General features: G+C 35.0%; 24 protein-coding genes. 13 read left to right on the top strand and 11 right to left on the bottom strand.

The features are described 5' to 3' along the window. Window positions 1-17: 17 nt before the first annotated feature. The 8 genes from GXM16_RS20275 (at window position 18) to proC (ending at window position 8,863) form a co-directional block, all read left to right on the top strand. On the top strand, window positions 18-1,421 hold the full coding sequence (locus GXM16_RS20275) for a tetratricopeptide repeat protein (RefSeq protein WP_163396320.1): 1,404 nt from the start codon (window positions 18-20) through the stop codon (window positions 1,419-1,421). Window positions 1,422-1,478: 57 nt separating this feature from the next. Continuing rightward, a complete protein-coding gene (locus GXM16_RS20280; protein ID WP_163396321.1) occupies window positions 1,479-2,003 on the top strand; it encodes a hypothetical protein in 525 nt (174 codons plus the stop codon). A gap of 211 nt (window positions 2,004-2,214) precedes the next feature. Continuing rightward, entirely contained in the window at window positions 2,215-3,486 is a 1,272-nt protein-coding gene (gene serS, locus GXM16_RS20285) for a serine--tRNA ligase (protein WP_163396322.1), read from the top strand. Window positions 3,487-3,571: 85 nt separating this feature from the next. Then, window positions 3,572-5,353, top strand: a complete 1,782-nt coding sequence (locus GXM16_RS20290) for a tetratricopeptide repeat protein (RefSeq protein ID WP_163396323.1) — start codon at window positions 3,572-3,574, stop codon at window positions 5,351-5,353. Between the two features lie 82 nt (window positions 5,354-5,435). Continuing rightward, complete coding sequence (locus tag GXM16_RS20295; RefSeq protein ID WP_163396324.1) at window positions 5,436-5,768, top strand: DUF4286 family protein; 333 nt, start codon at window positions 5,436-5,438, stop codon at window positions 5,766-5,768. A gap of 92 nt (window positions 5,769-5,860) precedes the next feature. Then, window positions 5,861-6,646: a 16S rRNA (adenine(1518)-N(6)/adenine(1519)-N(6))-dimethyltransferase RsmA gene (rsmA, locus tag GXM16_RS20300; RefSeq protein ID WP_163396325.1), complete on the top strand. Its 786-nt coding sequence runs from the start codon at window positions 5,861-5,863 to the stop codon at window positions 6,644-6,646. Beyond that, window positions 6,630-7,979, top strand: a complete 1,350-nt coding sequence (gene mgtE, locus GXM16_RS20305; RefSeq protein WP_163396326.1) for a magnesium transporter — start codon at window positions 6,630-6,632, stop codon at window positions 7,977-7,979. The genes rsmA and mgtE overlap by 17 nt, the downstream gene beginning before the upstream one ends. A gap of 98 nt (window positions 7,980-8,077) precedes the next feature. Beyond that, the gene (gene proC / locus GXM16_RS20310) at window positions 8,078-8,863 is read left to right on the top strand and encodes a pyrroline-5-carboxylate reductase (protein WP_163396327.1); all 786 of its coding nucleotides are present in this window, start codon (window positions 8,078-8,080) and stop codon (window positions 8,861-8,863) included. Between the two features lie 36 nt (window positions 8,864-8,899). Here proC and nhaA read toward each other — a convergent pair whose 3' ends face one another. Next, window positions 8,900-10,057: a Na+/H+ antiporter NhaA gene (gene nhaA, locus GXM16_RS20315; RefSeq protein WP_163396328.1), complete on the bottom strand. Its 1,158-nt coding sequence runs from the start codon at window positions 10,055-10,057 to the stop codon at window positions 8,900-8,902. 163 nt (window positions 10,058-10,220) lie between these two features. Between nhaA and GXM16_RS20320 the strand changes: the two genes are divergently transcribed. The 3 genes from GXM16_RS20320 to GXM16_RS20330 all read left to right on the top strand — a co-directional run bounded on the left by GXM16_RS20320 (window position 10,221) and on the right by GXM16_RS20330 (window position 12,059). Then, entirely contained in the window at window positions 10,221-11,168 is a 948-nt protein-coding gene (locus GXM16_RS20320) for a 2-hydroxyacid dehydrogenase (protein ID WP_163396359.1), read from the top strand. Window positions 11,169-11,338: 170 nt separating this feature from the next. Further along, window positions 11,339-11,761 (top strand): DUF805 domain-containing protein, encoded by a 423-nt coding sequence (locus GXM16_RS20325; protein WP_163396329.1) that lies wholly within the window; start codon window positions 11,339-11,341, stop codon window positions 11,759-11,761. A 19-nt stretch (window positions 11,762-11,780) separates the two neighbouring features. Continuing rightward, window positions 11,781-12,059 carry a TM2 domain-containing protein gene (locus GXM16_RS20330; protein ID WP_163396330.1) on the top strand — a complete coding sequence of 93 codons (279 nt, stop codon included), beginning with the start codon at window positions 11,781-11,783 and terminating at the stop codon, window positions 12,057-12,059. 52 nt (window positions 12,060-12,111) lie between these two features. Here GXM16_RS20330 and GXM16_RS20335 read toward each other — a convergent pair whose 3' ends face one another. Further along, window positions 12,112-13,920, bottom strand: coding sequence for a GNAT family N-acyltransferase (locus GXM16_RS20335; protein WP_163396331.1), 1,809 nt, complete (start codon window positions 13,918-13,920; stop codon window positions 12,112-12,114). Window positions 13,921-14,034: 114 nt separating this feature from the next. Between GXM16_RS20335 and GXM16_RS20340 the strand changes: the two genes are divergently transcribed. Together GXM16_RS20340 and GXM16_RS20345 are read left to right on the top strand one after the other, a co-directional pair. Then, a complete protein-coding gene (locus tag GXM16_RS20340; protein ID WP_163396332.1) occupies window positions 14,035-14,796 on the top strand; it encodes an exodeoxyribonuclease III in 762 nt (253 codons plus the stop codon). Window positions 14,797-15,029: 233 nt separating this feature from the next. Further along, window positions 15,030-15,971 carry an OmpA family protein gene (locus GXM16_RS20345; RefSeq protein WP_163396333.1) on the top strand — a complete coding sequence of 314 codons (942 nt, stop codon included), beginning with the start codon at window positions 15,030-15,032 and terminating at the stop codon, window positions 15,969-15,971. A 73-nt stretch (window positions 15,972-16,044) separates the two neighbouring features. On the opposite strand, the gene GXM16_RS20350 is transcribed toward GXM16_RS20345, so the two are convergent. From GXM16_RS20350 to atpD, 9 genes are all read right to left on the bottom strand, one after another. Further along, complete coding sequence (locus GXM16_RS20350; protein ID WP_163396334.1) at window positions 16,045-17,211, bottom strand: beta-ketoacyl synthase N-terminal-like domain-containing protein; 1,167 nt, start codon at window positions 17,209-17,211, stop codon at window positions 16,045-16,047. Between the two features lie 93 nt (window positions 17,212-17,304). After that, a complete protein-coding gene (bioA, locus tag GXM16_RS20355; RefSeq protein ID WP_163396335.1) occupies window positions 17,305-18,576 on the bottom strand; it encodes an adenosylmethionine--8-amino-7-oxononanoate transaminase in 1,272 nt (423 codons plus the stop codon). Window positions 18,577-18,702: 126 nt separating this feature from the next. After that, window positions 18,703-19,320: a dethiobiotin synthase gene (bioD, locus tag GXM16_RS20360; RefSeq protein ID WP_163396336.1), complete on the bottom strand. Its 618-nt coding sequence runs from the start codon at window positions 19,318-19,320 to the stop codon at window positions 18,703-18,705. A 68-nt stretch (window positions 19,321-19,388) separates the two neighbouring features. Next, window positions 19,389-20,003, bottom strand: coding sequence for a hypothetical protein (locus GXM16_RS20365; protein WP_163396337.1), 615 nt, complete (start codon window positions 20,001-20,003; stop codon window positions 19,389-19,391). Next, window positions 19,993-20,496, bottom strand: coding sequence for an RNA polymerase sigma factor (locus GXM16_RS20370; RefSeq protein WP_163396338.1), 504 nt, complete (start codon window positions 20,494-20,496; stop codon window positions 19,993-19,995). Before GXM16_RS20370 ends, GXM16_RS20365 begins: the two co-directional genes overlap by 11 nt. Window positions 20,497-20,503: 7 nt before the next feature. Further along, window positions 20,504-21,361: a TraB/GumN family protein gene (locus GXM16_RS20375; protein ID WP_163396339.1), complete on the bottom strand. Its 858-nt coding sequence runs from the start codon at window positions 21,359-21,361 to the stop codon at window positions 20,504-20,506. A gap of 445 nt (window positions 21,362-21,806) precedes the next feature. Next, window positions 21,807-22,949 carry an aminotransferase class I/II-fold pyridoxal phosphate-dependent enzyme gene (locus GXM16_RS20380; protein WP_163396340.1) on the bottom strand — a complete coding sequence of 381 codons (1,143 nt, stop codon included), beginning with the start codon at window positions 22,947-22,949 and terminating at the stop codon, window positions 21,807-21,809. Window positions 22,950-23,128: 179 nt separating this feature from the next. Next, complete coding sequence (locus GXM16_RS20385; protein ID WP_163396341.1) at window positions 23,129-23,410, bottom strand: F0F1 ATP synthase subunit delta/epsilon; 282 nt, start codon at window positions 23,408-23,410, stop codon at window positions 23,129-23,131. Window positions 23,411-23,486: 76 nt separating this feature from the next. Continuing rightward, entirely contained in the window at window positions 23,487-24,998 is a 1,512-nt protein-coding gene (gene atpD, locus GXM16_RS20390) for a F0F1 ATP synthase subunit beta (RefSeq protein ID WP_163396342.1), read from the bottom strand. Window positions 24,999-25,041 lie beyond the last annotated feature (43 nt).

The raw sequence follows: 25,041 nt of genomic DNA on the forward strand, positions 1-25,041 counted from the left end.
TCTATCCAAATAACATTATGCATACAAAAATACTTGTTTTACTTTTTTTTCCGGTCTTATTGTACGCACAGTCTAACAAGGAAACTGCAAATAAGGTCACCCGTTATTTTTACGACGATAAGGTAACATCTGTAGAAATTTGGTATGGCTCTGATAAAAAAAGAGACAGTATGAAGACTTATCATTCTAACGGAAAATTAAATGAAGTTTTTTATTATGACGAAAAGGGCCTTAAAAATTCCAATTGCTATCAATATGACATGCAGGGAGAAAAACGTGTAACATGGGACTTTTTGCACGGCATACTGGTGAGCAGGACAGATCATAAACTGCCTTTTAATAAAGACAGTGAAGAAACAATGAAAAAAATACTTGAACGGCTTGCCAAGCTAAATGTAAAAACCAATTATAATCCGGATAAAATTGTAGATATTGCTAAAAGAGGGAATTTAAGGGCTCGTCTTGGAAATATTTCTCTTGCAATTGAAGATTTAAAAAGGGTAGAATTCCTGATGGATAAAATTTCTAAAAAAGCTACAATAATACCGGATTCTGTAAAAACAAAAAGAGAGAAATTCAAAAGTAATATTTATGATCTTCTGGGCAATTTATACATGAGTTTTGAAATGGAGAACCATGCTTTTCATTATTTTAATAAAGCGATGGTTTCTGCTCCTAATGACTACCGGATTTTATACAATTTTGCCAATTGTCTCCAAAACAGAAAACAGAATGATCTGGCACTTTATTATTTAGAAAAAATAATAAAAGAAAAACCGGAACATGGTCATGCCAGATGGGGAATAGCCAAATTGTATTCTGATCTTGGGCAATATGAAAAGGCAATGGAGAATATCAACGTAGCATTTACAAAAGAAAAAACAATTATAGAACATTCTTCAGGCTACGGAGGAAGGGATTTAAAAACAACCCGAGGCTTGCTTTACCACAAATTAGGAGATTCCGAAAAAGGAATTAAGGATCTTAAGGGAGTATTGGAAATGGATAAAAAAAACACCTATGCTCTCAAAAACCTTGGAATTATTTATCTGGACCAGAAAAAATACAAAGAAGCATGTGAGTTGTTTCAAAAAGCAAAAGAACTGAATTACAGCTTAATTTTTAATGAAAACGATTTGGACTCCTTATTAGAAAGTGCCTGTAATAATATTGTGCCTGATGAAATATTCCAGAAGAAAAAACCTTTTGTTTTCCCTAATCCGGCTGTTTCTTCAATATCAGTAGAAAATTTTAGTACCCAAAAATTCAGCTATGCATTGTTTGATTTTGAATCAAATCCGGTTTTAAACGGAAATACCACCAACGGGACTATTGATGTTTCCAGTCTGGCTTCCGGATTTTATATTCTTAAAGTTTCCAGTGAAGCCGTAACGGAAACATTCAAACTTATTAAGCAATAAATGTTTAAGATTAAATAGCTGTGAAATAAATTTTTATAAATTTTAAACTTTTGTGAGATGAAATACTTTTTAATGTTATCCATGTTTCTTTTAATTCAGTCTGACTGGGTTGAAAATGTAGAAAAAGATATAAAAAGAATAGATACTGAAGCAAAATTTGAATCAGAATCTGAGAAAAAAGATAGTAACGGAGAAGTAAAAGTTAAAAGATATAAAACGAAGAACGAAACTAAAATTAGCGTAAAATACAAGTACGATAAATTTATGGATCTTGATTTTAGTTATTATGAAAATGAAAAGTTATTGTTTGCCGAAATAATTGAGGGCAAGGATATTTTGATTTATAAAGATGAACGAAAAAAGGAAGACCCTTATGCTGCACTAATAGAAAAAATCAATTATTTCAAAAATGAAAATGAAGGAATCAGCAAAAGCAGAAAGATCAATATTTATGAAAACAGTAATATTGAACAATTGAAATCGGAGCTGAAAAAAATAGATTTTAAAACTGAAAAAACAGATAGTACAGAGTATAAAAGTGTAAAAAATCGTTATGATCAGTTCAAAGCTATGCAAAAATAAAAAGCACTTTTAGTAGTTTTTATCGCCTTTTGTGATAATAATTAATTTAGCTTTCCTGGTAAAGCTTTGCGAGTCTCTGCTTAAACTTCGTGTAACTTTGCGAAACAACTTTTTTAAACTCATTTTCCCCTAAAACTTTGTCGTAATCTTAGGAAACATTTCCTTAAATTTGCTTCCGTTATAAAAATACAATAGTTATAAAAAACAAGCTATGTTACAAATCGCATTTATTAGAGAAAATCAGGAGAAAGTAATCAAGGCTTTAGCAAAACGAAATATCGATGCTAAAAGCGTTGTGGAAGAGGTGGTGCAACTAGACGAAAACCGTCGTGCAGCTCAGGTAGAATTAGACAACACTTTATCTGAATCTAATAAATTGTCCAAAGACATAGGCGAATTAATGAAGGCTGGCGAGAAAGCTAAAGCAGCAATCTTAAAAGAAAAAACGGTTTCATTAAAAGAAAGAAGCAAAGAACTAGGCGAAAAAGCCGAAGCTTTAGCAGCAGAACTTACCAATAAATTGTACACCTTACCAAATCTTCCGGCAGATATCGTTTCTGAAGGAAAAACACCTGATGATAATCTGAATGTTTTTGAAGAAGGTGATATTCCGGTTTTGCATGAAGGCGCACAGCCTCACTGGGAACTGGTAAAAAAATACGATATCATCGACTTTGAACTGGGTGTAAAAATTACAGGAGCAGGTTTTCCGGTTTATAAAGGAAAGGGAGCCCGTTTGCAGCGTGCTTTAATCAATTATTTTTTAGATAAAAATACAGCTGCGGGTTACAACGAAGTTCAGGTTCCGCACTTGGTAAATGAAGCTTCAGGCTATGGAACGGGACAATTACCAGACAAGGAAGGTCAAATGTATCATGCAACTGTTGATGATTTGTACTTGATTCCGACTGCTGAGGTTCCGGTTACGAATTTATTCCGCGATGTGATCTTAAACGAAAGTGATCTTCCAATTCTGCACACTGCTTATACGCCATGTTTCCGTCGTGAAGCAGGTTCATACGGAGCGCATGTAAGAGGATTAAACCGTTTGCACCAATTCGATAAAGTAGAAATTGTACGTGTCGAACATCCTGAAAAATCCTATGAAGCTCTTGACGGAATGGTAGAACATGTAAAAAACATTTTGAAGGAATTAAAGTTGCCATACAGAATTTTACGTCTTTGCGGTGGCGATATGGGTTTCACTTCAGCTTTAACGTATGATTTTGAAGTGTTTTCTACGGCACAGGATCGTTGGTTAGAGATTAGTTCTGTTTCTAACTTCGAAACGTTTCAGGCAAACCGACTGAAATTACGTTTCAAAGACAAAGACGGAAAAAACCAACTGGCGCACACATTAAACGGAAGTTCATTGGCCTTACCAAGAGTTTTGGCGGGAATTTTAGAAAATTACCAAACACCGGAAGGAATCTTAATCCCGGAAGTTTTACGTCCATACTGTGGATTTGATATTATAAACTAAATTTAGTAATTTAGAGATAAACCTAACAGGTTTTAAAAATCTGTTAGGTTTCTTAATTGTTGAAATCCCACATTAAAAACTGAATATGAAAAACATCTGTATCTATATCGTTTTGTTGTGGTCTTCCTTTACCTTTTCCCAAAATGAGCAATTAGCTCAATATTACTACGATAAAGGTGATTTCGAAAAAGCCAAAATCAGTTATGAACAGCTTTTAAATGCTTCACCATCCAATACCCAGTATTTTTTAAGAACAGTCGAATGCTATCAGCAACTGCAGCAATTTACTAATGCTGAAAAAGCCATTCAGGAAAGATACAATAGATATAAGCAAGGTGTTTTTTTGGTTGAATTGGGCTATAATTTTCAGTTACAGAAAAACGAATCAAAAGCCAAAAATTATTACGATCAGGCAATCGAAAAAATCAAAACCAATCCGAATGATGTTTACGGTACCGCAAATTCATTCGAGAAAAAAGTATTGTTGGAATATGCTCTGAAAGCCTATCAGACAGCGATGACGATTCAGCCCAATTACAATTTTAATTTTCAAATTGGAATGTTGTACGGACAACTGGGCAAAACCGATCTGATGATTGATCTTTTGCTGACAGAATCTTTTAAAAATCCTCAAAACACCAATCTAATCCAGACTCAGTTATCGCGTTTCATGAACGGTGAAAGCGACAGTACAGCATTTAAAGATGCAATGCGAAAAGCCTTAATCCTGAAAACACAACAAAATCAGGATGTATTCTGGAATCATTATCTGAGCTGGTTTTATGTGCAGCAAAAAGAATTCGCAAAAGCTTTTATTCAGGAAAAAGCAATTTACAAACGTGAACCGGAATCTTTAATAAGCATTGTAAATTTAAGTCAGTTTGCACTAAATGAAGATGATACTGAAACAGCTGCAGAAATTTTAAATTTTATTCTGCAGAATACGAAAGATCAGGATTTGCTGATCCGTACGAATGCGAGTCTGATGCAGATTAAAATTGATAAAGCATCTGAAACAGAGTATCCCTTAATTAGTGCTGAGTTGGAACATTTGCTTGCAACTTATGGAGTAAGTTCTTTTACCTTATCTTTGCAAATAATTCAGGCACATTTTCTGGCGTTTAATTTAAAAAAGACAGAAGAAGGCAAGGCAGTTATAAAAAAAGCTTTAGAGCTTAATTTAAATGAGTATCAGAAAGCCGATGCAAAAATGGAACTGGGTGATATTCTGCTTTTGGAAGAAAAATTCAATCAGGCTTTAATTTACTATTCGCAGATTCAGCTGGATTTAAAGAATGATGTCATGTCGCACGAAGCAAGTTTAAAAGCAGCTAAAACAAGTTATTTTAAAACCGATTTTGAGTGGGCTTTAAAACAATTCAAAGAATTAAAGTCGGCTAATACACAATTAATAGCAAATGATGCCCTGGAATATTTTTTACTGATCAATGACAACACCGTTGCCGATTCGACACAAACCGCTTTAAAACAATTTGCAAAAGGCGATTTTTTGCTTTATCAGAATAAAAAACCAGAAGCGATCGAACAGTTTCAGAACATTTTAAAGTCTTTTAAAGGACAGGAAATCGAAGCTGTAACAATGTTGCGTTTAGGTAAAATCTATGAAAGTTTAAAAGATTATAATTCGGCTTTAAGCCAATACCAGCAAGTGATTGACCATCATAGCGATGGAATTTATGTAGACGAAGCACTGTTCTTTGCAGCAGAAATTTACAATGATGAACTGAAAGAAACAGAAAAGGCAAAACCTTTGTATGAGAAGGTAATTTTTAATCATCAGGACAGTATTTACTTTGTTGATGCAAGAAAAAAATACCGGGAGTTAAGAGGTGACAAAAATTTATAAAATAGACTTTGGATTAATAGAAGGTTAGACCATTAGAAGTCTAACAATCTAAGAAGTCTACCAATCTAACAATCTAAAAAAAATGATTATCTACAACGTTACCACCAATATACACGAAAGCGTTCATGACCAATGGTTAAATTGGATGCAGGAAAAACATATTCCTCAAATTCTGGCTACAAATAAGTTTTCTTCGGCACGAATTGTAAAAGTTCTGGTTGAAGAAGAGATGGGTGGAGTTACGTATTCTGTACAATACACAACAGACAGTAAGGATACTTTAGAGAAATATTATCTTGAAGATCAGCCTAAATTTGACAAGGAAGCGCTTGAATTGTTTGCAGACAAAATGCTTTCTTTCAGAACAGAATTGGAAGTTATTTCAGAACATTACGATTTCGACTTTAAGTCTTAATTAGTAAAAAGTTTGAAAATAAAGCTTTGAGCCCTTGAGTCTTCGCTGCAAAAAGAATACTTTTGCGCCCTCGTGGCAAAACAAGAAAGAAAATGGAAAAAGTAAAAGCCAAAAAACATTTAGGACAGCATTTCCTTAAAGACGAAAGCATCGCAAAAGCAATTGCAGATACTTTAAGTTTAAAGGGATACGATGAGGTTTTAGAAATAGGACCGGGGATGGGTGTGCTTACTAAATATTTACTTGACAAAGAGGTAACAACACGAGTAATCGAGATTGATACTGAATCTGTTGCCTATCTGGATGCCAACTATCCAAAATTAAAAGATAAAATCATTTCAGAAGACTTTCTGAAATACAATATAAATCAGGTTTACGAAAACAAACAGTTCGCCATAATTGGTAACTTTCCTTATAATATCTCTTCTCAGATTGTTTTTAGAACATTAGAATTCAGAGATCAGATTCCGGAGTTTTCAGGAATGTTTCAAAAAGAAGTTGCAGAGCGAATCTGTGAAAAAAAAGGATCAAAAACCTACGGAATCCTGTCTGTACTGGCACAGGCTTTCTATGATACTGAGTATTTGTTTACTGTTGACGAAAATGTTTTTATTCCTCCGCCCAAGGTGAAATCGGGTGTGATGAAAATGACCCGAAAGGAAGATTATAGTCTTCCGTGCGGCGAAAAGTTGTTCTTTACTGTAGTAAAAACAGCTTTTCAGCAAAGACGAAAAACATTACGTAACAGTTTGAAAACATTAAATTTATCAGATAATTTGCGGGAAGATACTATCTTTGATCTTCGACCAGAGCAACTTAGCGTTGATGAGTTTATTGTTTTGACTCAAAAAATAGAAGCCGATGGAGTTCAAAGTTAGCAAAGAATTAATCCAGCAATTAGAAGAGCATATTGTAAATAAAAACGACAATGAACTTGAAGTTTTATTGAACGATTTGCACCACGCTGATATCGCCGAGATCCTTGATGAACTGGATTTTGACGATGCAACTTATATTTTTAAGGTCTTAGATAGTGATAAAACCGCTGAGATTCTTCTCGAATTAGAAGATGACCTTCGTGAGAATATCTTAAGCCGACTTTCACCAAAAGAAATTGCCGAAGAGCTTGATGAGCTCGAAACAAATGATGCGGCAGATATCATTGCAGAACTTTCACAGGAAATTAAAGCTGAGGTAATCTCGGAATTAATTGACGTTGAACACGCAAAAGACATTGTCGATTTGTTGCGCTACGACGAAAATTCTGCCGGAGGTTTGATGGGTAAAGAGCTCGTAAAAGTAAACGAAAACTGGAATGTGCTGACCTGTGTGAAAGAAATGCGCATCCAGGCCGAAAACGTATCCAGGGTACATTCGATTTATGTAGTCGATGATGAGAATCGCTTAAAAGGAAGATTGTCTCTAAAAGATTTACTGACTTCATCGACCAAAACACAAATTGGTGATGTTTATATCCGAAAACTGAATTTTGTCAACGTAGATACTGAAGATGTTGAGGTAGCGCGTATCATGCAAAAATACGATTTGGAAGCAATTCCGGTTGTAGATGAACTGGGACGTTTAGTGGGGAGAATTACAATCGATGATATTGTAGATGTAATTAAGGATGAAGCTGATAAGGATTATCAGTTAGCTGCTGGTATTACGCAGGACGTTGAATCAAATGACAGCGTTTTAGAATTGACAAAAGCACGATTACCATGGCTTTTAATTGGTATGGTTATCGAAATCGTGGCTTCTTTTGTTTTGAAGGGAAATGAACAGACATTCCAAAAATATTCAACTTTAATCATTTTCGTGCCTCTGCTTTCTGCAACGGCCGGAAATATTGGTGTTCAGGCATCGGCAATCGTGGTTCAGGGTTTAGCAAATGGTACTTTAAAAGATTTTAGCAGAGGATATTTTAGTAAAGAAATTAGTGTTTCTATGATATCCGGAAGTATTATTTCATTGCTTTTACTGGGGTATCATTCGATTATGTACCAACAGTATTTAGTTGGACTGGCAATTTCAATTTCGATGATTGTAGTAATATTATTTGCTGCAACATTAGGAACTCTGGTACCGCTCTTTTTGCATAAAAACAAAATTGATCCTGCAATTGCTACGGGACCATTTATTACTACTACCAATGATGTTTTTGGAATTATGCTCTATTTCGGAGTAGCCAAATTGATTCTTGGTTTCTAAGTTTTGCAACAAATTAACAGAATGGAGTGATTTAAGATCCTTAAAATCTGTGTAATTTGTGGCTTGAAAAATACGCTATTAATCAGCAATAAATAAGCATGAAAGTACATATAATAGGAGGAGGAAACCTTGGGGTTTCTGTTGCCTTGGGAATTGCAAAATTTTCTCAAAACCATAAAGTAACTGTTACAAGAAGAAATACAGCAAGTATTCAGTATTTAACAGAATTAGGAATTACCGTTTCTTCAGATAACAAACAGAATATTCAGGAAGCTGATGTGATAATCCTGACCATAAAACCGTATCAGGTAGATACTGTTCTGGCAGAGATTTTACCAGTGATTTCAGGAAAAACCATTGCATCAGCAGTTAGTGGCTTATCTTTGGAAATGCTTCAGTCAAAAACGAATAATGAATATCCGGTAGTAAGAATCATGCCGAATATCGCAGCACAATTTGGTGAGTCAGCTACTTGTATTTCTTTTCCTGAAAAGGATAGGGAGCAGGCTTTGCCAATCGTAAATTTATTTCAGGATTTAGGAACTGCTCCGGTTATTGATGAAAAATTAATGGACGCAGCAACTGTTTTAGGTGCCTGCGGAACAGCTTACGCTTTAAGATATATTCGTGCTTCAATGCAGGCCGGAATCGAAATTGGATTTGATTCTCAGACAGCTTTGGCTATTGCTGCTCAAACCGCAAAAGGAGCCGCGAAAATGTTATTAGAAGAAAAAGTACATCCGGAACAATTAATCGACCGTGTTACAACACCTCAGGGCTGTACAATTGTTGGTCTTAATGAAATGGAACACAACGGTTTCAGTTCGTCTTTAATTAAAGGAATTAAAACTTCTTTGAAACAGATTAAAGGGCTATTAAAATAAAAAAAATATCAAAAGGCTGAAATTCCAAATTCCAACTTATCGCTGGAGTTTGGAATTTTGTTTTTTAGATAAAATATAATTTAAGTAGACAAATCCGAAAATTCCCGAAAGCACAGAAGCAATCAAAATTGCAATTTTAGAAAAAAGTATTGTTTCAGGATTCTTAAAAGCTAAAAAAGTAATGAAAATCGACATCGTAAAACCGATTCCTGCAAGCATTCCGGCACCTGCAATATGAGCCCATTTCAGGTTTTTCGGTAAAGAGCATAATCCTGCTGTTACCCCAATAGAGGCGAAAAGTGTGATTCCAAGAGGCTTCCCTATAAAGAGGCCTAAAATAATGCCTAAAGTATGTGGCTGAGTCAGCCCCTGATGCCAGCCGGAATCAATCATTATGGCTGTATTGGCAAGCGCAAACAAAGGAAGTATTAAAAAAGCAACTGGCTTATGCAGAAAATGCTGTATTTTATAAGATACTGATTTTTCGCCGCCATCCCCAAAAGGAATTACAAAAGCAAGTATAACTCCTGTAATTGTAGCATGAATTCCCGAATTTAGCATAAAATACCACATAGCGACTCCGCCAATCAGATATGGAATCGGATTATGGATTTTCTTTCTGTTGAAAATAAATAACAATCCCCAGATTCCCAAAGCAATAGCTAGGTTTACAAACGAAACAGAATTGGTATAAAATATGGCTATGACAATGATTGCACCCAAATCATCAATTACTGCCAAAGCAGTAAGAAATATTTTTAGCGATGCCGGAACTCTGTTTCCTAAAAGTGATAAAATACCAATAGCAAAAGCAATATCTGTAGCCATCGGAATCCCGGCGCCGTTTTTCGTTACAGCACCATGATTCAGTGATATAAAAATCCCGGCAGGAATGAGCATTCCGCCTAAAGCTGCCATGATTGGCAAAGCGGCATTTTTTATGTTAGAAAGTTCCCCATGATAAACTTCCCGTTCTAATTCTAAACCAATCAGTAAAAAGAAAATAGTCATGAGCCCGTCATTGATCCAATGTGTAATGGAATGTCCTCCGAGATCTTTTTCCCAAATTGAGAGATAGGTTGTCTGAAATGATGAATTGGCAAGCGTAAGTGAAATAATCGTAACAAAAAGCAACAACAAGCCTCCTGATTTTTCACTTTCGATAAAGGCTTTAAAAGTTTTGGTTAATTTCATTGAGAAAAATTTATACTTACAGTAATTGTGCTGTTTTTTCTTGTGCTATTTTCAAAGTTAAAAAAAATCACGGCAATAAAAAACTTAGTTGTTTTGTTTGGTGTCATCGAAACTCAGAAATAAAGAATAAACTGTATTTTTGTTTTACTAAATTTAAAAAATGATGAGTATAAAAATTCTACATATCGACAGCAATCATCCGATTCTCTGGCAGCAATTAGAAGAAGCGGGTTTTGAAAATCATGCCGATTTTACATCGTCAAAGGAAGAAATCGAAGCTAAAATTCAGGATTATAATGGAATCATTATCCGAAGTCGTTTTAAAATTGACAAAACATTTTTAGACAAAGCTGTCAATTTGCAGTTCATTGCCAGAGTAGGAGCAGGCCTGGAAAGCATTGATTGTGACTACGCTCTGGATAAAGATATCAATTTGATTGCCGCTCCGGAAGGTAATTGCAACGCTGTTGCAGAACACACATTAGGAATGATTTTGTCTCTTTTTAATAAACTAAATCAGGCAGATAGTGAAATTCGTTCAGGAGCATGGAACCGGGAAAGCAACCGCGGACATGAACTTGACGGGAAAACGGTTGGGATTATCGGATACGGAAACATGGGAAAAGCCTTTGCTAAAAAATTGCGTGGTTTTGATGTTGAGGTCTTGTGTTATGATATTGCAGATAACATGGGCGATGAAAATGCAAGACAGGTCTCGCTTCAGGAATTACAGGAAAAAACAGATGTTTTAAGTCTGCATATTCCCTGGACTCCGGATACAGACAAAATGATAGATCTGAATTTCATTAATGCGTTTGCAAAGCCTATTTGGATTATAAACACATCGAGAGGTAAAAACATCGTCACGGCAGATTTAGTTGAAGCAATGAAGTGTGGGAAGGTTTTAGGAGCTGGACTAGATGTGCTGGAGTATGAGAAATTGTCATTTGAAACGCTTTTTCAGGAAAAAAATACTCCGGAAGCTTTTCAGTATCTGTTAGATGGTAAAAAAGTCATTCTTACCCCCCATATTGCAGGCTGGACATTTGAAAGTCATGAGCGTCTTGCACAGGTAATTGTAGATAAAATAAAGGCTTTGTACTCAAAATAAAAATTAGTTTAACTTTAGGTTTTAATAACAGGTTTTTTCTGTAAAATTAATTTCTATAATTAGTTTTTGAATTTATTTTTTTTTAATATTGTCGTTAAATTTAACAAAATTTTAAAAAAGGGAATAAGTAAAAATCCTAAATGAAGAAGGATTAACAAAAAATATTTATTATGATTGAATGGTACAAAAAGACGGTTTTTGAAAACTATGCAAATTTTAATGGTCGTGCAAGAAGAAGTGAATATTGGTATTTTGTACTGGCACAAATTTTAATTTGTTTTGCGATAGTCGCCACAGGATCATTTTTAGGGATGTTTTTTGATAATACTGAAGATGGATTTTTTATATCTTTCAGCTTTATGGGCGTTTATTTTTTGGCAATTTTAATACCATATTTAGCATTAATTGTAAGAAGAATGCATGATATTGGTAAAAGTGGATGGTTTTATCTTGTTCGTTTTATACCTGTTGTTGGAGGTATATGGATACTTGTTCTATTGTGTACAGAAGGGAATTTTGGTTCAAACGCTTATGGTCCGGATCCCAAAGAAGAGTTTGACGAAATCAATAAAATTGGAAGTGTAGAAGAATAATTAATTTATATTTAAAAAAATGGAAAATACAAAAACAGAAGACTGGAACAACCCTCCAGCTCGTAGAGAAGAAAACAAAAAAGTTCTTGCCGGAATCCTTGGTATCGTTTTAGGTGGATTTGGAGTGCATAAATTCATTTTAGGCTATACTCAGGAAGGGATAATCCAGTTAGTTGTAACTTTAGTTACTTGTGGATTCGGAAGCCTAATTGGTTTTGTTGAAGGAATTATCTACCTGACTAAAACAGACGAAGACTTTTATCAAACCTATCAGGTTGGTAAGAAAGGCTGGTTCTAAAACATAAAAAAACCCATTTCGTTTGAAATGGGTTTTCTTTTTATAAATTTTCTTAACTGATATCTTCTTTTTCAGATAATTTACGCTCGAGTTCGATCTGAAACTCCTCGATAACCGGTTTCATAGTGCTTTCCGGTATATCTGCAATCCTGATGTACATTAAGCCGTCTACAGCGTTATTAAACAGAGGGTCAACATTAAAAGCAACTACGCGTGCATTTTGTTTGATGTATTTTTTAATCAGAACAGGCAAACGTAAATTTCCAGGTTCAAGTTCATCAATAATTTTATCAAATTTATTCAGGTCTGATTCAGCTTCGTCAAAAATAAAGTCTTTGTCGGCATCTTTCAGTTTTACTTTATAAGCCTTTTTCGGATGGATATATTGGGCAATATACGGATCGTAATAGTTTGACTTCATAAACTCAATCATTAATGATTTTGAGAAGTCAGAGAACTGGTTGCTGATACTTACGCCTCCTAATAAATATTTGTGTTCAGGATAGCGTAAAGTGGTATGAATAATTCCTTTCCATAATAAGAATAAAGGCATTGGTTTTTGCTGATATTCCTTAACGATGAATGCACGACCCATTTCAATCGATTTATGCATCATATCGTGCAATTCAGGTTCAAATCTGAAAAGGTCATTCAGATAAAAGCCTTCGATTCCGTATTTTGGATAAATTTCAGAACCTAATCCCATACGGTAAGCACCGGCAATTTTTTTGGTATCCTCATCCCATAAAAACATGTGATGGTAGTACTGGTCAAACTGGTCCAAATCTATTGATTCATTTGTTCCTTCGCCAACTTCACGAAAAGTAATTTCACGCAAACGCCCAATTTCATGTAAAATATTCGGAATTGATTTTGCCCTTGCAAAAAATACTTCATAGTTTTTACTTTGCAGTAAACGGCAGTCACTGTTTCTTAAAGCCTGAACTTCATCAATCATTTTTGCTTCATTGGCAGCAGTAACAATTTTTTTAGGCGCTTTCGAAATCTTTAAACTAGAGGGATCCAGTAATTTGTGTTCCTTTTCAAAAGGATTGGCAAGCATATAAGTTTTCTTTCTTAAAAACTCTGAGTATTCTTCAAAAGATTCGATTTCATTTTGTTCGTTTACCGAAATTGGTTTGCCGATACGAACCTTGATTACACGGTCTTTTTGTGTAAGAAGTTCAGAAGGTAATTTCGCTGTACGCAAAGTATCATCGATTTTAGAAAGCCAATAGAATAATTTACTGTTTTTAGCATGAAAATAAATCGGTACAACCGGAACTTTTGCTTTTCGGATCAGTTTTATTGCACCTTCTTCCCAAGGTTTATCAACAACTAATTTACCATCTTTATAAGTCGAAACTTCTCCGGCAGGAAAAATCCCCAGAGGTTTTCCATCACTTAAATGACGTAAAGTTTCTTTAATACCTATTACGCTCGATTTCGCATCCTTATGATTTTCAAAAGGATTCACCGGCATAATGTATTTTTTCATCGGGATAATTCTGTGCAATAAAAAGTTGGCGATAATCTTGAAATTAGGCTCTCTTTCAAGCATTAATTTCAATAATAAAATGCCATCAATTCCTCCAAGGGGATGATTTGAAATGGTAATATAGGCACCATCTTTAGGCAGACGTTTTAAATCTTCTTCAGGAATTTCGAATTTGATTTCCATCTCATCCAAAATACCGTTTAAAAAAGCAACATCTTCTAAATGTTTATTGTGATCGTAAATTTTATTGAGGGTGGATATTTTAAGAACCTTCATGAGAATCCAGCCTGAAAAAGTACCAAAAACTCCGTACTTATCAACATTTATTGCCTTTGCAACTTCTTTCGCGGTAACTAAACCCATGTACTTTTTTAATTTATTAGAACAGCGAACAAAGATAACAAAAAACTCTACTTTTAGCGTTTGTTATGTAAACTTTCCGCATTTTTATTACTTTTGAAATTCTAAAAAAATCCAATGAAAATTATTTCTTATAACGTAAACGGAATACGCGCTGCTATTTCAAAAGGCTTTATTAGCTGGCTTCAGCAGGCGAATCCTGATGTAATTTGTCTTCAGGAAATTAAGGCTACACAGGAACAAATTCCCACAGAGGAAATTACCGCTGCAGGATATCCGTATCAATATTATTATCCGGCCACCAAAAAAGGTTATAGCGGTGTAGCCATTTTATCTAAAATTGAACCGAATCAGGTTGTTTACGGAACCGGAATCCATCATATGGATTTTGAAGGCCGTAACCTTCGCGCCGATTTTGATGATGTTTCTGTAATGAGTCTGTATCTTCCATCTGGAACAAATATCGAAAGATTAGACCATAAATTCATGTATATGGATGATTTTCAAAACTATATAAATGAGTTGCGATTAACCATCCCGAACATTATTATTTGTGGAGATTATAATATCTGTCACGAAGCAATCGATATTCATGACCCGGTTCGCAACAAAACTGTTTCCGGATTTTTACCTCAGGAACGCGCATGGCTTGACGCATTTATGAAAACCGGTTTTATCGACAGTTTTCGTCATTTCAATAAAGATCCGCATCATTATACTTGGTGGAGCTATCGTGCAGGAGCCAGAGGAAATAATAAAGGATGGCGTATCGATTACAATCTGGTAAGCCAGCCTTTGGAGCACCGTCTAAAACGTGCCGTTATTCTTCCAGATGCTATACATTCAGATCATTGTCCGGTTTTAGTCGAGATTGAGTAATTTTGGTACTGTTATTGTTAAACAAAGTCCGGCTCTAAGTCAAAATAATTGTCATCCTGAGCGTAGTCGAAGGCTTTAAGGCTAAAAGTTAGGAGCTGTTTCCTGCTTTCCACTGCAATCTTTGTGTTTTTAAAGAAAAAACACAAAGGATTTTCGTTACAATCAGGGCTAGGGCTTCACGGTAACAAGAATTTTAAAAAAGAATAATAACCTAATTATAAAATACCATAAAAATGATTAAAAAAGCCTCACTTGGACTGCTTGTTCTGGCACTTTCAACGTCTTGTGTTTCCAAAAAAATCTACAATGACCTGGAAACAAAATATTCAGATCTTAAAAAAGAAAACCGTTCTATTGCTGATGAAAATGCAGGTTTAAAAACTGCAAAAAACCAGTTAGAATTAGAGCGTGATAAATTGACTAAAGATTTAGCGAGCACAAAAGATGATCTTGCCAAACAAAAAGCGGATCTTGCTGCTGAACAAAAAAAGTATAAAGTACTTCAGGATTCTTATAACGCCCTTGAGAAAAATAGCAATGACGCTCTTGAGAAAAATATGAATAAAAACCGTGATTTGCTGGCTGAATTAGAAGCAAAATCAAAAAAATTAGCTGAAGAACAAGCCCGTTTAGATAAAACAGCAAGTCGTCTGAATGAACTGGAAGCCATGATTGCCGCAAAAGAAGAGGCAATGAGAAAGTTAAAAGAAACTTTATCTAAAGCCCTGAACGGTTTTGAAGGAAAAGGTTTGACAGTAGAGCAGAAAAACGGAAAAGTATATGTTTCTATGGAAAACAAATTACTTTTCAATTCTGGGAGCTGGGCAGTGGGTTCTGAGGGTAGAAAAGCTGTTGTAGAATTAGGAAAAGTATTGGGAGACAATCCTGATCTTTCTGTTCTAATTGAGGGACATACTGATGATGATCCGTACGCAGGTTCAGGACCAATCGCCAATAACTGGGATTTATCGACTAAAAGAGCAACTGCAATCGTAGCAATTTTAAGTGAAAATGCTAAAATCAACAAGCAAAAATTAACAGCTGCGGGTCGTAGTGAATTTTCTCCTTTGGCAAGCAATGCAACTCCTGAAGGAAAAGCTAAAAACCGTCGAATTGAAATTATCTTAACGCCAAGATTAGATGAAATCGCTGACATGCTGAACAGCATCAACTAAGCTGAAATTATAAAATTGAAAAAGGCTCAGAGTTTAAAAACTTTGAGCCTTTTTTATTGATATGTTTTATAAATTATGCTTTTTCAATTAAAATACTTACAGCATTACCTCCAAAACCGACGGCATTGATTAACACCTTTTTTATGGTTTTGGTTTGATTTTGAGCTTTTGCAAAAGGAACATCGATAAACTTATCGTACTGGATCATCAAAAGAGCCAATTCTAAACTCAATATTCCTGAAGCTCCAAAAGTGTGGCCGATTTTCCATTTGTTGGTAGTCAGCAATGGTACATTTACTCCGAAGACTTTTTCGATCGCACGCAGTTCGGTTAAATCGCCTTTTATGGTTCCGGGTGCATGCATAACTATAACATCGATATCTTCTAAATTTTCTTCTTTTAAAGCCATTTTCATCGATTTTTGAAAACAGTCTGCTTCTGCAGATATCGAAATATTATGTTCCAGAATTTCAGTTGCGTATCCAACCCCGGTTATATAGGCTATCGCATTGGGTGTATCACCTGCTTCCAGGCAGCAAATCCCCGCTGCTTCACCTAAAATCATCGTATTTTGTGTTTTCTCAAAATCAAAAGCCAGATTGGGCCACGAGTCTTTCGTCTGATCAATACGCGAATAGATTTTCAAAGCACGCATCTGGGCAATCGTAAAATCGGTTAGAGGAGCTTCACTTCCGCCGACTAAAAACTTATCAGCCATTCCGGACTTTAGCCATGCAACGCCATTTAAAATAGCATGAAGCGCCGTAGAACAGGTAATAGAATGTGAAATTTCAGGACCAGTACTTTGTAAATCATGGGCTATCCAGGAAGAGATATTTCCCAGGGTAGTCGTAGGAGAAGCGAGTGTCTGGGCTTTTCCGGTATCAATATATTCTTTGTAATGTTTTTCGAATAAATCAGTTGCACCGCGAGAAGAACCTATATTAATTCCAAATACATCATTTTTATTCCAGCCTGCCTGCTCAATGGCTTTTCGCGAAGCTGCTATGGCAAACAAAACAGAATCATCTAAAAACTTATATTTAGAATCTGACTCACGCACTTCATCAATAATTTGTTTGGAATCAGCTTCAAGTGCTGCTACTGAAGTTTCCTGTTGATCTAAAAATTGCTGTGAAAAACAATGCTGATCGTTAAGGTATTTTTTCCAGACTTCTTCGGGATTATTTCCTAATGGAGAAATAGAGGAAAATGCTGTTATGGAGATTTTATTATTCAACTTTTTTTATTTAACCGCAAAGTTCGCAAAGTTTTAGCAAAGTTCGCAAGGTTTAGTATTTAAATAAACTTATATAGCTTATATAGTAAAAAATTAAACCATTTCAATGGCTTCTTCAATGGTTTTATACACTTTTTGAAGCTGTTCGTCTGTCATAATGTATGGAGGTAAAATATAGACAATATTCCCAACCGGACGTAAAACAATACCATTTTCAATAAAGAAATTGTACAATTTGGTGCGCATGGAACCGTAATAGCTTTCTTCAGTATTGGATTTAATTTCAACTGCAAAAATGACTCCCAATGTTCTGGCTGTAATTACTTTTGGATGGCTTTCGATTTTCTTTTGAAATTGTAAATGGCTTTTATTGATTCTTCGAATATTAGCCTGCATTTCGTCGGTTTGAAGCAAATCAATGCTCGCCAAAGCTGCTGCACAACCCGTTGGATTTGCGGTAAAAGTATGTCCATGAAATAAGGCTTTATTGATGTCGTCATCATAAAATGCATCAAAAATGTCCTGCGTAAAAGTCGTAATCGCCATTGGGATTGTTCCGCCGGTTAAAGCTTTTGAGAGACACATCATATCCGGAACTTCAGAAACATAATTCATTGCAAAAGTTTTTCCGGTTTTTCCGAAACCTGTCATGACTTCATCGGCAATGGTCAAAACGTTATTTTCTTTGCAGATTGCAATTAGTTTTGCCAGTGACTCAGATTCGTACATAACCATTCCGGCTGCTCCCTGAACGAGAGGTTCAAAAATAAATCCGGCACAATTATGATTTTGAATTACCTTTTTCAAAGAATCAAAACTAACTTGTTCCTCGCCTTTTACCGGAACCGGAATCCGGACAACGTCTATAAACATTCCCTGAAAAGCCTGAGTGTAGAAAGAGATTCCGCTTGCTGCCATCGCCGCAAAAGTATCACCGTGAAAAGCATTTTCAAAAGCGATTATAGTTGTTCGTTTTTCGCCTTTATTGAAGAAATACTGTAATGCTACTTTAATGGCAACTTCAACGGCGGTTGAACCATTGTCTGAAAAAAAAATTTTTTGTTGGTTCTCAGGCAAAATTTCTATTAACTTTTCAGCAACTTTTATGGCGGGTTCATGTGTAAAACCACCAAACAAAACGTGTTCTAAAGTTGTGAGTTGTTTATAAATCGCATCGGCAATAAATTTGTTGCTGTGTCCAAATGGATTTACCCACCACGAGGCGATTGCGTCAATGTATTCTTTATTGTTTTCGTCCCAAAGCAAAGCACCTTCGCCTCTTGAAATAGCTATTGGGGTTTTTGAAGTCTTGTGTTGTGTATAAGGATGCCAGAGATATTGGCTGTCTTTTTCCTGTAAAGTCATGTTTGTGAAATGTTTTTTGTTAGATGTGAGATGGATACTTTTACTTTTTGCAAATTACATTTCACAAGTTAATTTAATCGATGTCGAATGCAAGATGTCGTCATTTTACTTTTTACAAATCACATTTTACATTGCCAATAGATTTTCCCGAAACAGATCGGCGTATTCCTTAATTACATTTTGATCAAAATAGGGTTCTTCATCAATTCTCCCGATGCATTTTATTCCGGTTTTATTAAGAATCAGACTTTCGGTCGATTTGTTTTCGCTTCCGCTAAAGATAATTCCTGAAACCTGAAAACCTCTATTTTGAATTGCTTCAATGGTCAATAAAGTATGATTAATACTTCCGAGATAATGTCTTGAAACTATAATTACTTTGTAGTCGGGCTGAATCAAATCAGCAATCGTATCTTTTTCGTTTAGCGGAACAAAAATACCACCGGCTCCTTCAATCACTAAATGGTTGTAGGTATTTGGCTCCTGAATTCCTTTTAAATCAATCGTAATTCCATCTATTTCTGCTGCCAGATGAGGGCTTGCAGGGGTGTTTAATTCATAAGCATTTGAATAAAATTGAGATTTGGAATTTGAAATTCGGGATTTTACTTTATGAGTATCTGAATTGTCAAGATCACCGGCCTGAACGGGTTTCCAGTAATCGGCTTCTAAAGCTTCAACTACAATTGAAGAAGCGATTGTTTTGCCTACATCTGTTGAAATTCCTGTTATGAATATTTTCATTGTAATATTTATTGTGTAACAAAAATACCAATAAAAAGAAAACCCATCGTAATTGATGGGCCTGTAATTTATTCTTCTTTTAATTCGTCAATAACTTTCTTTATTTCTTTGGCATGTTTTCCGTAAAAATACTGCACCCACCATTCTAAAGACAATCCCATGAATAAGATCGAAAATATAACTGAAATAAAAACACTAATCAGCTGGGTACTACTAAAATCAGTTATTTGAAAACCAGATGTTTTTGAAAAATCATGATATAAAAAACCAACTAAAAATAAAACGATAAAAGGCGTTAGAGCAAATCCGAATGTTTTGTACAATTCCATATTAAGCCTTATGTCAAAATACGTTTCATACAGGCTGTCTTTTGTTTTTAAAGTAATCTTGTTAAGTCTTTTGTAAAAAACATACAATTTCACCAGGTAGTATACGCATACAGCAACAAATATGCTGAACATGAGGTAAAAGGGTAGGATCCATTTTTCTGCGAAATGATAAACATATGGTGTAAATCCTATTAATAGCACAGTAACTGATTGCATAATAAGCTCATTCTTCAAATTTTTTCTGATCTTATCCAAAGGTGTATTTGCTGCATTTATTTTTTCTAAATTGCCAGGAAGAACGACATTCTGTGCCTTTTCGTTATTCCACGCGTTTTGTATGTCGTTAAAGTCCATAACCTTGATTTTTTATAATTTCTTTTAATTTTTCTTTTGCTCTGTTTAATTTTACTCTGGCATTTCCTTCAGAGATTCCCAGATTTTCTCCAATTTCTCTGTGGGAGAAGCCTTCCAATTGATAGAAAATAATTGCTTTATCTATTTTTTCGAGTTTTTGAACTGCTTTATAAAAATGATCCAGCTGATTTTCTTTTATATGTCCATCTCCCTCATCATCTTTTATGTCTTCTGAAGCAATTTCGTATTTATCTGCTTTTCGTTTCTCTTTTCTAAGAAAAACGATTGCTGTATTCACGGCTACCCGATACATCCAGGTCGAAAACTGACTTTCATTTCTAAACGTATCATACGATTTCCAAAGCTGACAGACAATTTCCTGAAAAAGATCCTGCTGATCATCAGGGTTGTCCATGTACATCTTTGAAGCTTTGTACAGAATTCCCTTGTGCTTTTCTATCCGGTTTAAAAACTCTTTCTCCTTTTCTTTCAAAATAATGCTATTTCATTATTGCTTTTACGGTATAACCGGCTTTTCTTAACAAATTGATTACTCCTGATTGTCCTGCTAAATGTGCTGAACCTACTGCGATAAATAAACTTTCGTTTTTCATTAAATTCGGTAGTTGGTCAATCCAGTTTTCATTTCTGTTGTCCAGGATAATTTCTTTTGTTTTTTTACTCATAGACTTATTTTCGCTAAATGCATCATATATCGCAGCAATATTTTCCTCTTTGTATTGAGATACAAGTTTAGCGGTTTCTTCTTTACTGGATTCTTTTAATGCATCAATCATTTCAGTATCTGTGTAACTTTTTGCGAATGCTTCCATTTGTGAATTTACTGTTTCCAGTCCAATAATTGGAAGTTTTCGTTGATTTGCGATTTCAATAAAATTCATTTCATAAAATTTCAAATCATTGCATCCGAAAGATTTCATAGAAATCAGGCTCATAATGGTGAATAATTTAAAGTTATCTAACTGTTGAATGGTCATTCCGTTGTTTTTTAGGATATTATCTAATTTGGATAAATTCTCCGGGCTCAGTGTTTTACTTAGAGGCTCTTTTCCCATTGCTATTTGCTGCATATCAGTCATTTCTTTTGGATCAGACATGTTGATTTCGAGGACTAATTTTTCTGAGGTCTCAAATGCTTTCTTTGTTTTGTCCGAAAGAAAATAATCTGATCCGCAAATCATATGAATGGTTCCATATAGATAAGAAGGCTTTGATAATCCGTTTCCTGAAACTTCCCATAATAAGGAGTTTTCTAATTTTGGAGATTCTTTTTGGGCCTGAACTGCTGCGCTAAAGAACAATAATATTACTGCTGTTAATTTGATAAAATTTTTCATGATTTGATTGATAAAGGTTTGATTAATTGATTTGATGATTGAAACTCTTTGGTTATTTGCTCAATTTGTTTCGCTGCCAGGAAGCAATTGTTCCTAAAACTAAACATACCATGATAACTATAAAAGTGATACTAATAAGTTTTAGTAGGATCTTGCATAGCAAAGCGAATAAAAATCCTGCTAATGCAAATAAGATACACTTGTAAATATTTTGTTTTGAGAAAGAGGATTGCGTTTTCATAATTTCCTGATTTATTTGATTACGACTTGTAAGTAACCAAAGATTCAAAACGTTACAAAAAATAAATTTTTTTTGAAAAGTGAGATAATTCAGGTGCTGCGAGAAGAAAAAATATAATTCTGCATGCATAAAGAAAATGCACAAATGTTCGGAAAATTCTTTAGTTATTCTTGGTGACTATATTTTTGTATCTCTTTGAAATAATCAAACTTGGAAAATCAAATCTCTAAGAAATTCCAAAATCTGATTGATTTCTTCTTCTGTATTATAGCTGTGAATGCAAAAACGCAAACGTTCCTGACCTTCCGGAACAGTTGGAGAAAGTATTGGTTTTACATCAAAACCTTTGTCCTGTAATTGTTGGGCTATGTGTTTTACATTTTCGTTACCTGGAATAATTGCTGATTGAATAGCCGATTTACTTCGGACAAACATCGGTTTTAAACCCAGTAAATTTTTCCGCTGATTGAAGAATATAATCTTTACACGAAGCTTATCAATGTTTTCTTTTTCAATTGCTAAATGCTGATAAGCTACTAAAATTGTAGCGACAGAATGCGGAGACAATCCCGTAGTATAAATAAAACTTCTGGCAAAGTTCACGAGGTATTCATTAAGTTCAGTACTTCCTAAAACCACTGCGCCGTGACATCCAAGACCTTTTCCGAAAGTCATTATTCGTGCAAAAATTCTATCATGCAAGTTTAAGTATTGAATTAATCCTTCGCCTTTTTCGCCAAATACGCCAAGAGTATGAGCTTCATCAACAACTAAATAGCAATTATGTTTTTCTGAAAGTAAGACTAATTCTTCCAGATTTGGGCTGTCTCCGTCCATTGAAAAAACGGTTTCAGTAACTATATAGATATTGGTGTTAGGGAATTTTAAGATTAACCTTTCTAAATCTTCAAAATCGTTATGATTAAATTTAAAAGATTTAGCATTCGACATAGAAATCCCATCCCGAATTGAAGCATGACTTAATTCATCATATAAAATAACATCATTTCGCTGCGGTACAGCACTAAAAAAACCAGCATTGGCATCATAACCTGAATTAAAAATTAAAGCGGATTCTGCCTCATGAAATTCTTTTATAAGTGTCTCTGTTATTTGATATAAATAATGATTGCCGGAAAGGAGTCTTGAACCTGTAGCTCCATTCTGAACTATATCATTTTCAATCAAATAATGGTGCGCCTGTTTGAAAATAGTTTCAGACCTTGAAAATCCGATATAATCGTTTGAAGAGAAATCAACACGGTTGTTAAAACTGGGTAATTGTCTTAATGCGTTGTTTTGCTTTCGGGTTTCAAGCTTTTGAATAAGATTTTCAGGTAATTTCATAAAAGCAAAGTTATGAAATTGAAAATTAAATTTAGTTAAGCTTTCCTTTTTCGATCTATATAAATTTCCTTTCTCGGTTGCATCATGAAGCTCAATAATTCTGGTTTTTCTTTCATTTGCCAAAAAATAAAAAAGCCAAGCATTAATGCTTGGCTTTTTAAGATTTATTTGAAATTGTCTTAGTCTGCTAAAACAATTATTTTGTTGTCTTTCATTTCGATAGTACCTGACAGAATATTTAAAGTATAAGTCTGGTCATTTACTTTCGTGAATTTACCCGCAACTTCTTTAGAAAAACTGAAGCTTGGCGCTACAATTTTAATAGTTCCTTTTTCTAGAATAGAAACAATAGGAGCGTGATGATTCAATATTTGAAAGCTTCCGTCAACTCCAGGTAATGTAACGGATGTTACTTCTCCTGAAAATAATTTTGCTTCTGGTGATACTATTTCTAAAATCATAATTTTTTAGTTAATAGTTGATCGTTGATGGTTGATCGTTGTTTTTAACAACTGACAACTAACAACTAACAACCAATTACGCTTCTGCCAACATTTTTTCTCCAGCTTCGATTGCATCCTGAATAGATCCTTTCAGGTTGAAAGCAGCTTCCGGAAGGTGATCTAATTCACCATCGATAATCATGTTGAAGCCTTTGATAGTATCTTTGATATCTACTAAAACTCCCGGGATACCTGTAAATTGCTCTGCTACGTGGAACGGCTGAGATAAGAAACGCTGAACACGACGTGCTCTTGATACAGAAAGCTTATCTTCTTCAGATAACTCTTCCATACCTAAAATCGCGATGATATCTTGTAATTGTTTGTATTTTTGAAGAATTTCTTTTACTCTTTGTGCACAGTTGTAGTGCTCGTCTCCTAAGATGTGTGGAGTCAAGATTCTAGAAGTAGAATCTAATGGGTCAACCGCAGGATAGATACCTAACTCAGCAATTTTACGAGACAATACAGTTGTTGCATCTAAGTGCGCGAAAGTTGTAGCCGGCGCCGGGTCAGTTAAGTCATCCGCAGGAACGTAAACCGCCTGTACAGATGTAATAGATCCTTTGTTTGTAGATGTAATACGCTCTTGCATCGCACCCATCTCAGTTGCCAATGTTGGTTGGTAACCTACAGCAGATGGCATACGTCCTAAAAGTGCAGATACTTCAGAACCTGCCTGTGTAAAACGGAAGATGTTATCAACGAAGAATAATACATCTTTACCCTGGTCTGATCCAGCTCCATCACGGAAATACTCAGCGATAGATAATCCTGAAAGTGCCACACGTGCACGAGCTCCAGGTGGCTCATTCATTTGTCCGAAAACGAAAGTAGCTTTAGACTCTCTCATTCCTGGCATATCTACCTTGGATAAATCCCATCCTCCATTTTCCATAGAGTGCATGAAATCATCACCATACTTAATAATTCCTGACTCTAACATCTCACGAAGCAAGTCATTTCCTTCACGTGTTCTTTCACCTACTCCTGCGAATACTGAAAGACCTCCGTGACCTTTTGCAATATTGTTAATCAACTCCTGAATCAATACTGTTTTACCAACACCTGCACCACCAAACAATCCAATTTTACCTCCTTTTGCGTAAGGTTCGATCAAATCGATTACTTTGATACCAGTAAATAAAACTTCAGATGAAGTTGATAAATCTTCAAATTTAGGAGCCTGTCTGTGAATTGGCAGACCGTTTTCTCCAGTTTTAGGCAATTCACCTAAACCATCGATGGCATCTCCAACAACATTAAATAATCTTCCGTATACATCCGGACCGATTGGCATTTGGATTGGATTTCCCGTTCCAACTACTTCATATCCTCTTGACAAACCGTCTGTAGAATCCATAGAGATTGTACGAACAGTGTTTTCACCAATGTGAGATTGTACTTCTAGAACTAATAACGTTCCATCTTTTTTAGTGACTTCTAACGAATCATAAATTTTTGGAAGTTCAACATCCTTACCGTTGAAAACTACGTCAACTACTGGTCCAATGATTTGAGCAACTTTTCCTATTACTTTTGACATTACTTATGTGTTTATTAAATAGCTATTTAGGTTTATCGAAAAT

This window comes from Flavobacterium limi, assembly GCF_010645075.1.
Lineage (GTDB): Bacteria > Bacteroidota > Bacteroidia > Flavobacteriales > Flavobacteriaceae > Flavobacterium > Flavobacterium limi.

Bases quoted from the DNA above. Each gene is read 5' to 3' on its own strand.
- GXM16_RS20325 (WP_163396329.1), top strand. From the start codon at position 11,339: ATGATTGAATGGTACAAAAAGACGGTTTTTGAAAACTATGCAAATTTT.
- GXM16_RS20295 (WP_163396324.1), top strand. From the start codon at position 5,436: ATGATTATCTACAACGTTACCACCAATATACACGAAAGCGTTCATGAC.
- atpD (WP_163396342.1), bottom strand. From the start codon at position 24,998: ATGTCAAAAGTAATAGGAAAAGTTGCTCAAATCATTGGACCAGTAGTT.
- mgtE (WP_163396326.1), top strand. From the start codon at position 6,630: ATGGAGTTCAAAGTTAGCAAAGAATTAATCCAGCAATTAGAAGAGCAT.
- GXM16_RS20275 (WP_163396320.1), top strand. From the start codon at position 18: ATGCATACAAAAATACTTGTTTTACTTTTTTTTCCGGTCTTATTGTAC.
- GXM16_RS20290 (WP_163396323.1), top strand. From the start codon at position 3,572: ATGAAAAACATCTGTATCTATATCGTTTTGTTGTGGTCTTCCTTTACC.
- GXM16_RS20345 (WP_163396333.1), top strand. From the start codon at position 15,030: ATGATTAAAAAAGCCTCACTTGGACTGCTTGTTCTGGCACTTTCAACG.
- nhaA (WP_163396328.1), bottom strand. From the start codon at position 10,057: ATGAAATTAACCAAAACTTTTAAAGCCTTTATCGAAAGTGAAAAATCA.
- GXM16_RS20385 (WP_163396341.1), bottom strand. From the start codon at position 23,410: ATGATTTTAGAAATAGTATCACCAGAAGCAAAATTATTTTCAGGAGAA.
- proC (WP_163396327.1), top strand. From the start codon at position 8,078: ATGAAAGTACATATAATAGGAGGAGGAAACCTTGGGGTTTCTGTTGCC.
- GXM16_RS20280 (WP_163396321.1), top strand. From the start codon at position 1,479: ATGAAATACTTTTTAATGTTATCCATGTTTCTTTTAATTCAGTCTGAC.
- serS (WP_163396322.1), top strand. From the start codon at position 2,215: ATGTTACAAATCGCATTTATTAGAGAAAATCAGGAGAAAGTAATCAAG.
- rsmA (WP_163396325.1), top strand. From the start codon at position 5,861: ATGGAAAAAGTAAAAGCCAAAAAACATTTAGGACAGCATTTCCTTAAA.
- GXM16_RS20320 (WP_163396359.1), top strand. From the start codon at position 10,221: ATGAGTATAAAAATTCTACATATCGACAGCAATCATCCGATTCTCTGG.
- bioA (WP_163396335.1), bottom strand. From the start codon at position 18,576: ATGACTTTACAGGAAAAAGACAGCCAATATCTCTGGCATCCTTATACA.
- GXM16_RS20375 (WP_163396339.1), bottom strand. From the start codon at position 21,361: ATGAAAAATTTTATCAAATTAACAGCAGTAATATTATTGTTCTTTAGC.
- GXM16_RS20365 (WP_163396337.1), bottom strand. From the start codon at position 20,003: ATGGACTTTAACGACATACAAAACGCGTGGAATAACGAAAAGGCACAG.
- GXM16_RS20380 (WP_163396340.1), bottom strand. From the start codon at position 22,949: ATGAAATTACCTGAAAATCTTATTCAAAAGCTTGAAACCCGAAAGCAA.
- GXM16_RS20335 (WP_163396331.1), bottom strand. From the start codon at position 13,920: ATGGGTTTAGTTACCGCGAAAGAAGTTGCAAAGGCAATAAATGTTGAT.
- GXM16_RS20340 (WP_163396332.1), top strand. From the start codon at position 14,035: ATGAAAATTATTTCTTATAACGTAAACGGAATACGCGCTGCTATTTCA.
- GXM16_RS20330 (WP_163396330.1), top strand. From the start codon at position 11,781: ATGGAAAATACAAAAACAGAAGACTGGAACAACCCTCCAGCTCGTAGA.
- bioD (WP_163396336.1), bottom strand. From the start codon at position 19,320: ATGAAAATATTCATAACAGGAATTTCAACAGATGTAGGCAAAACAATC.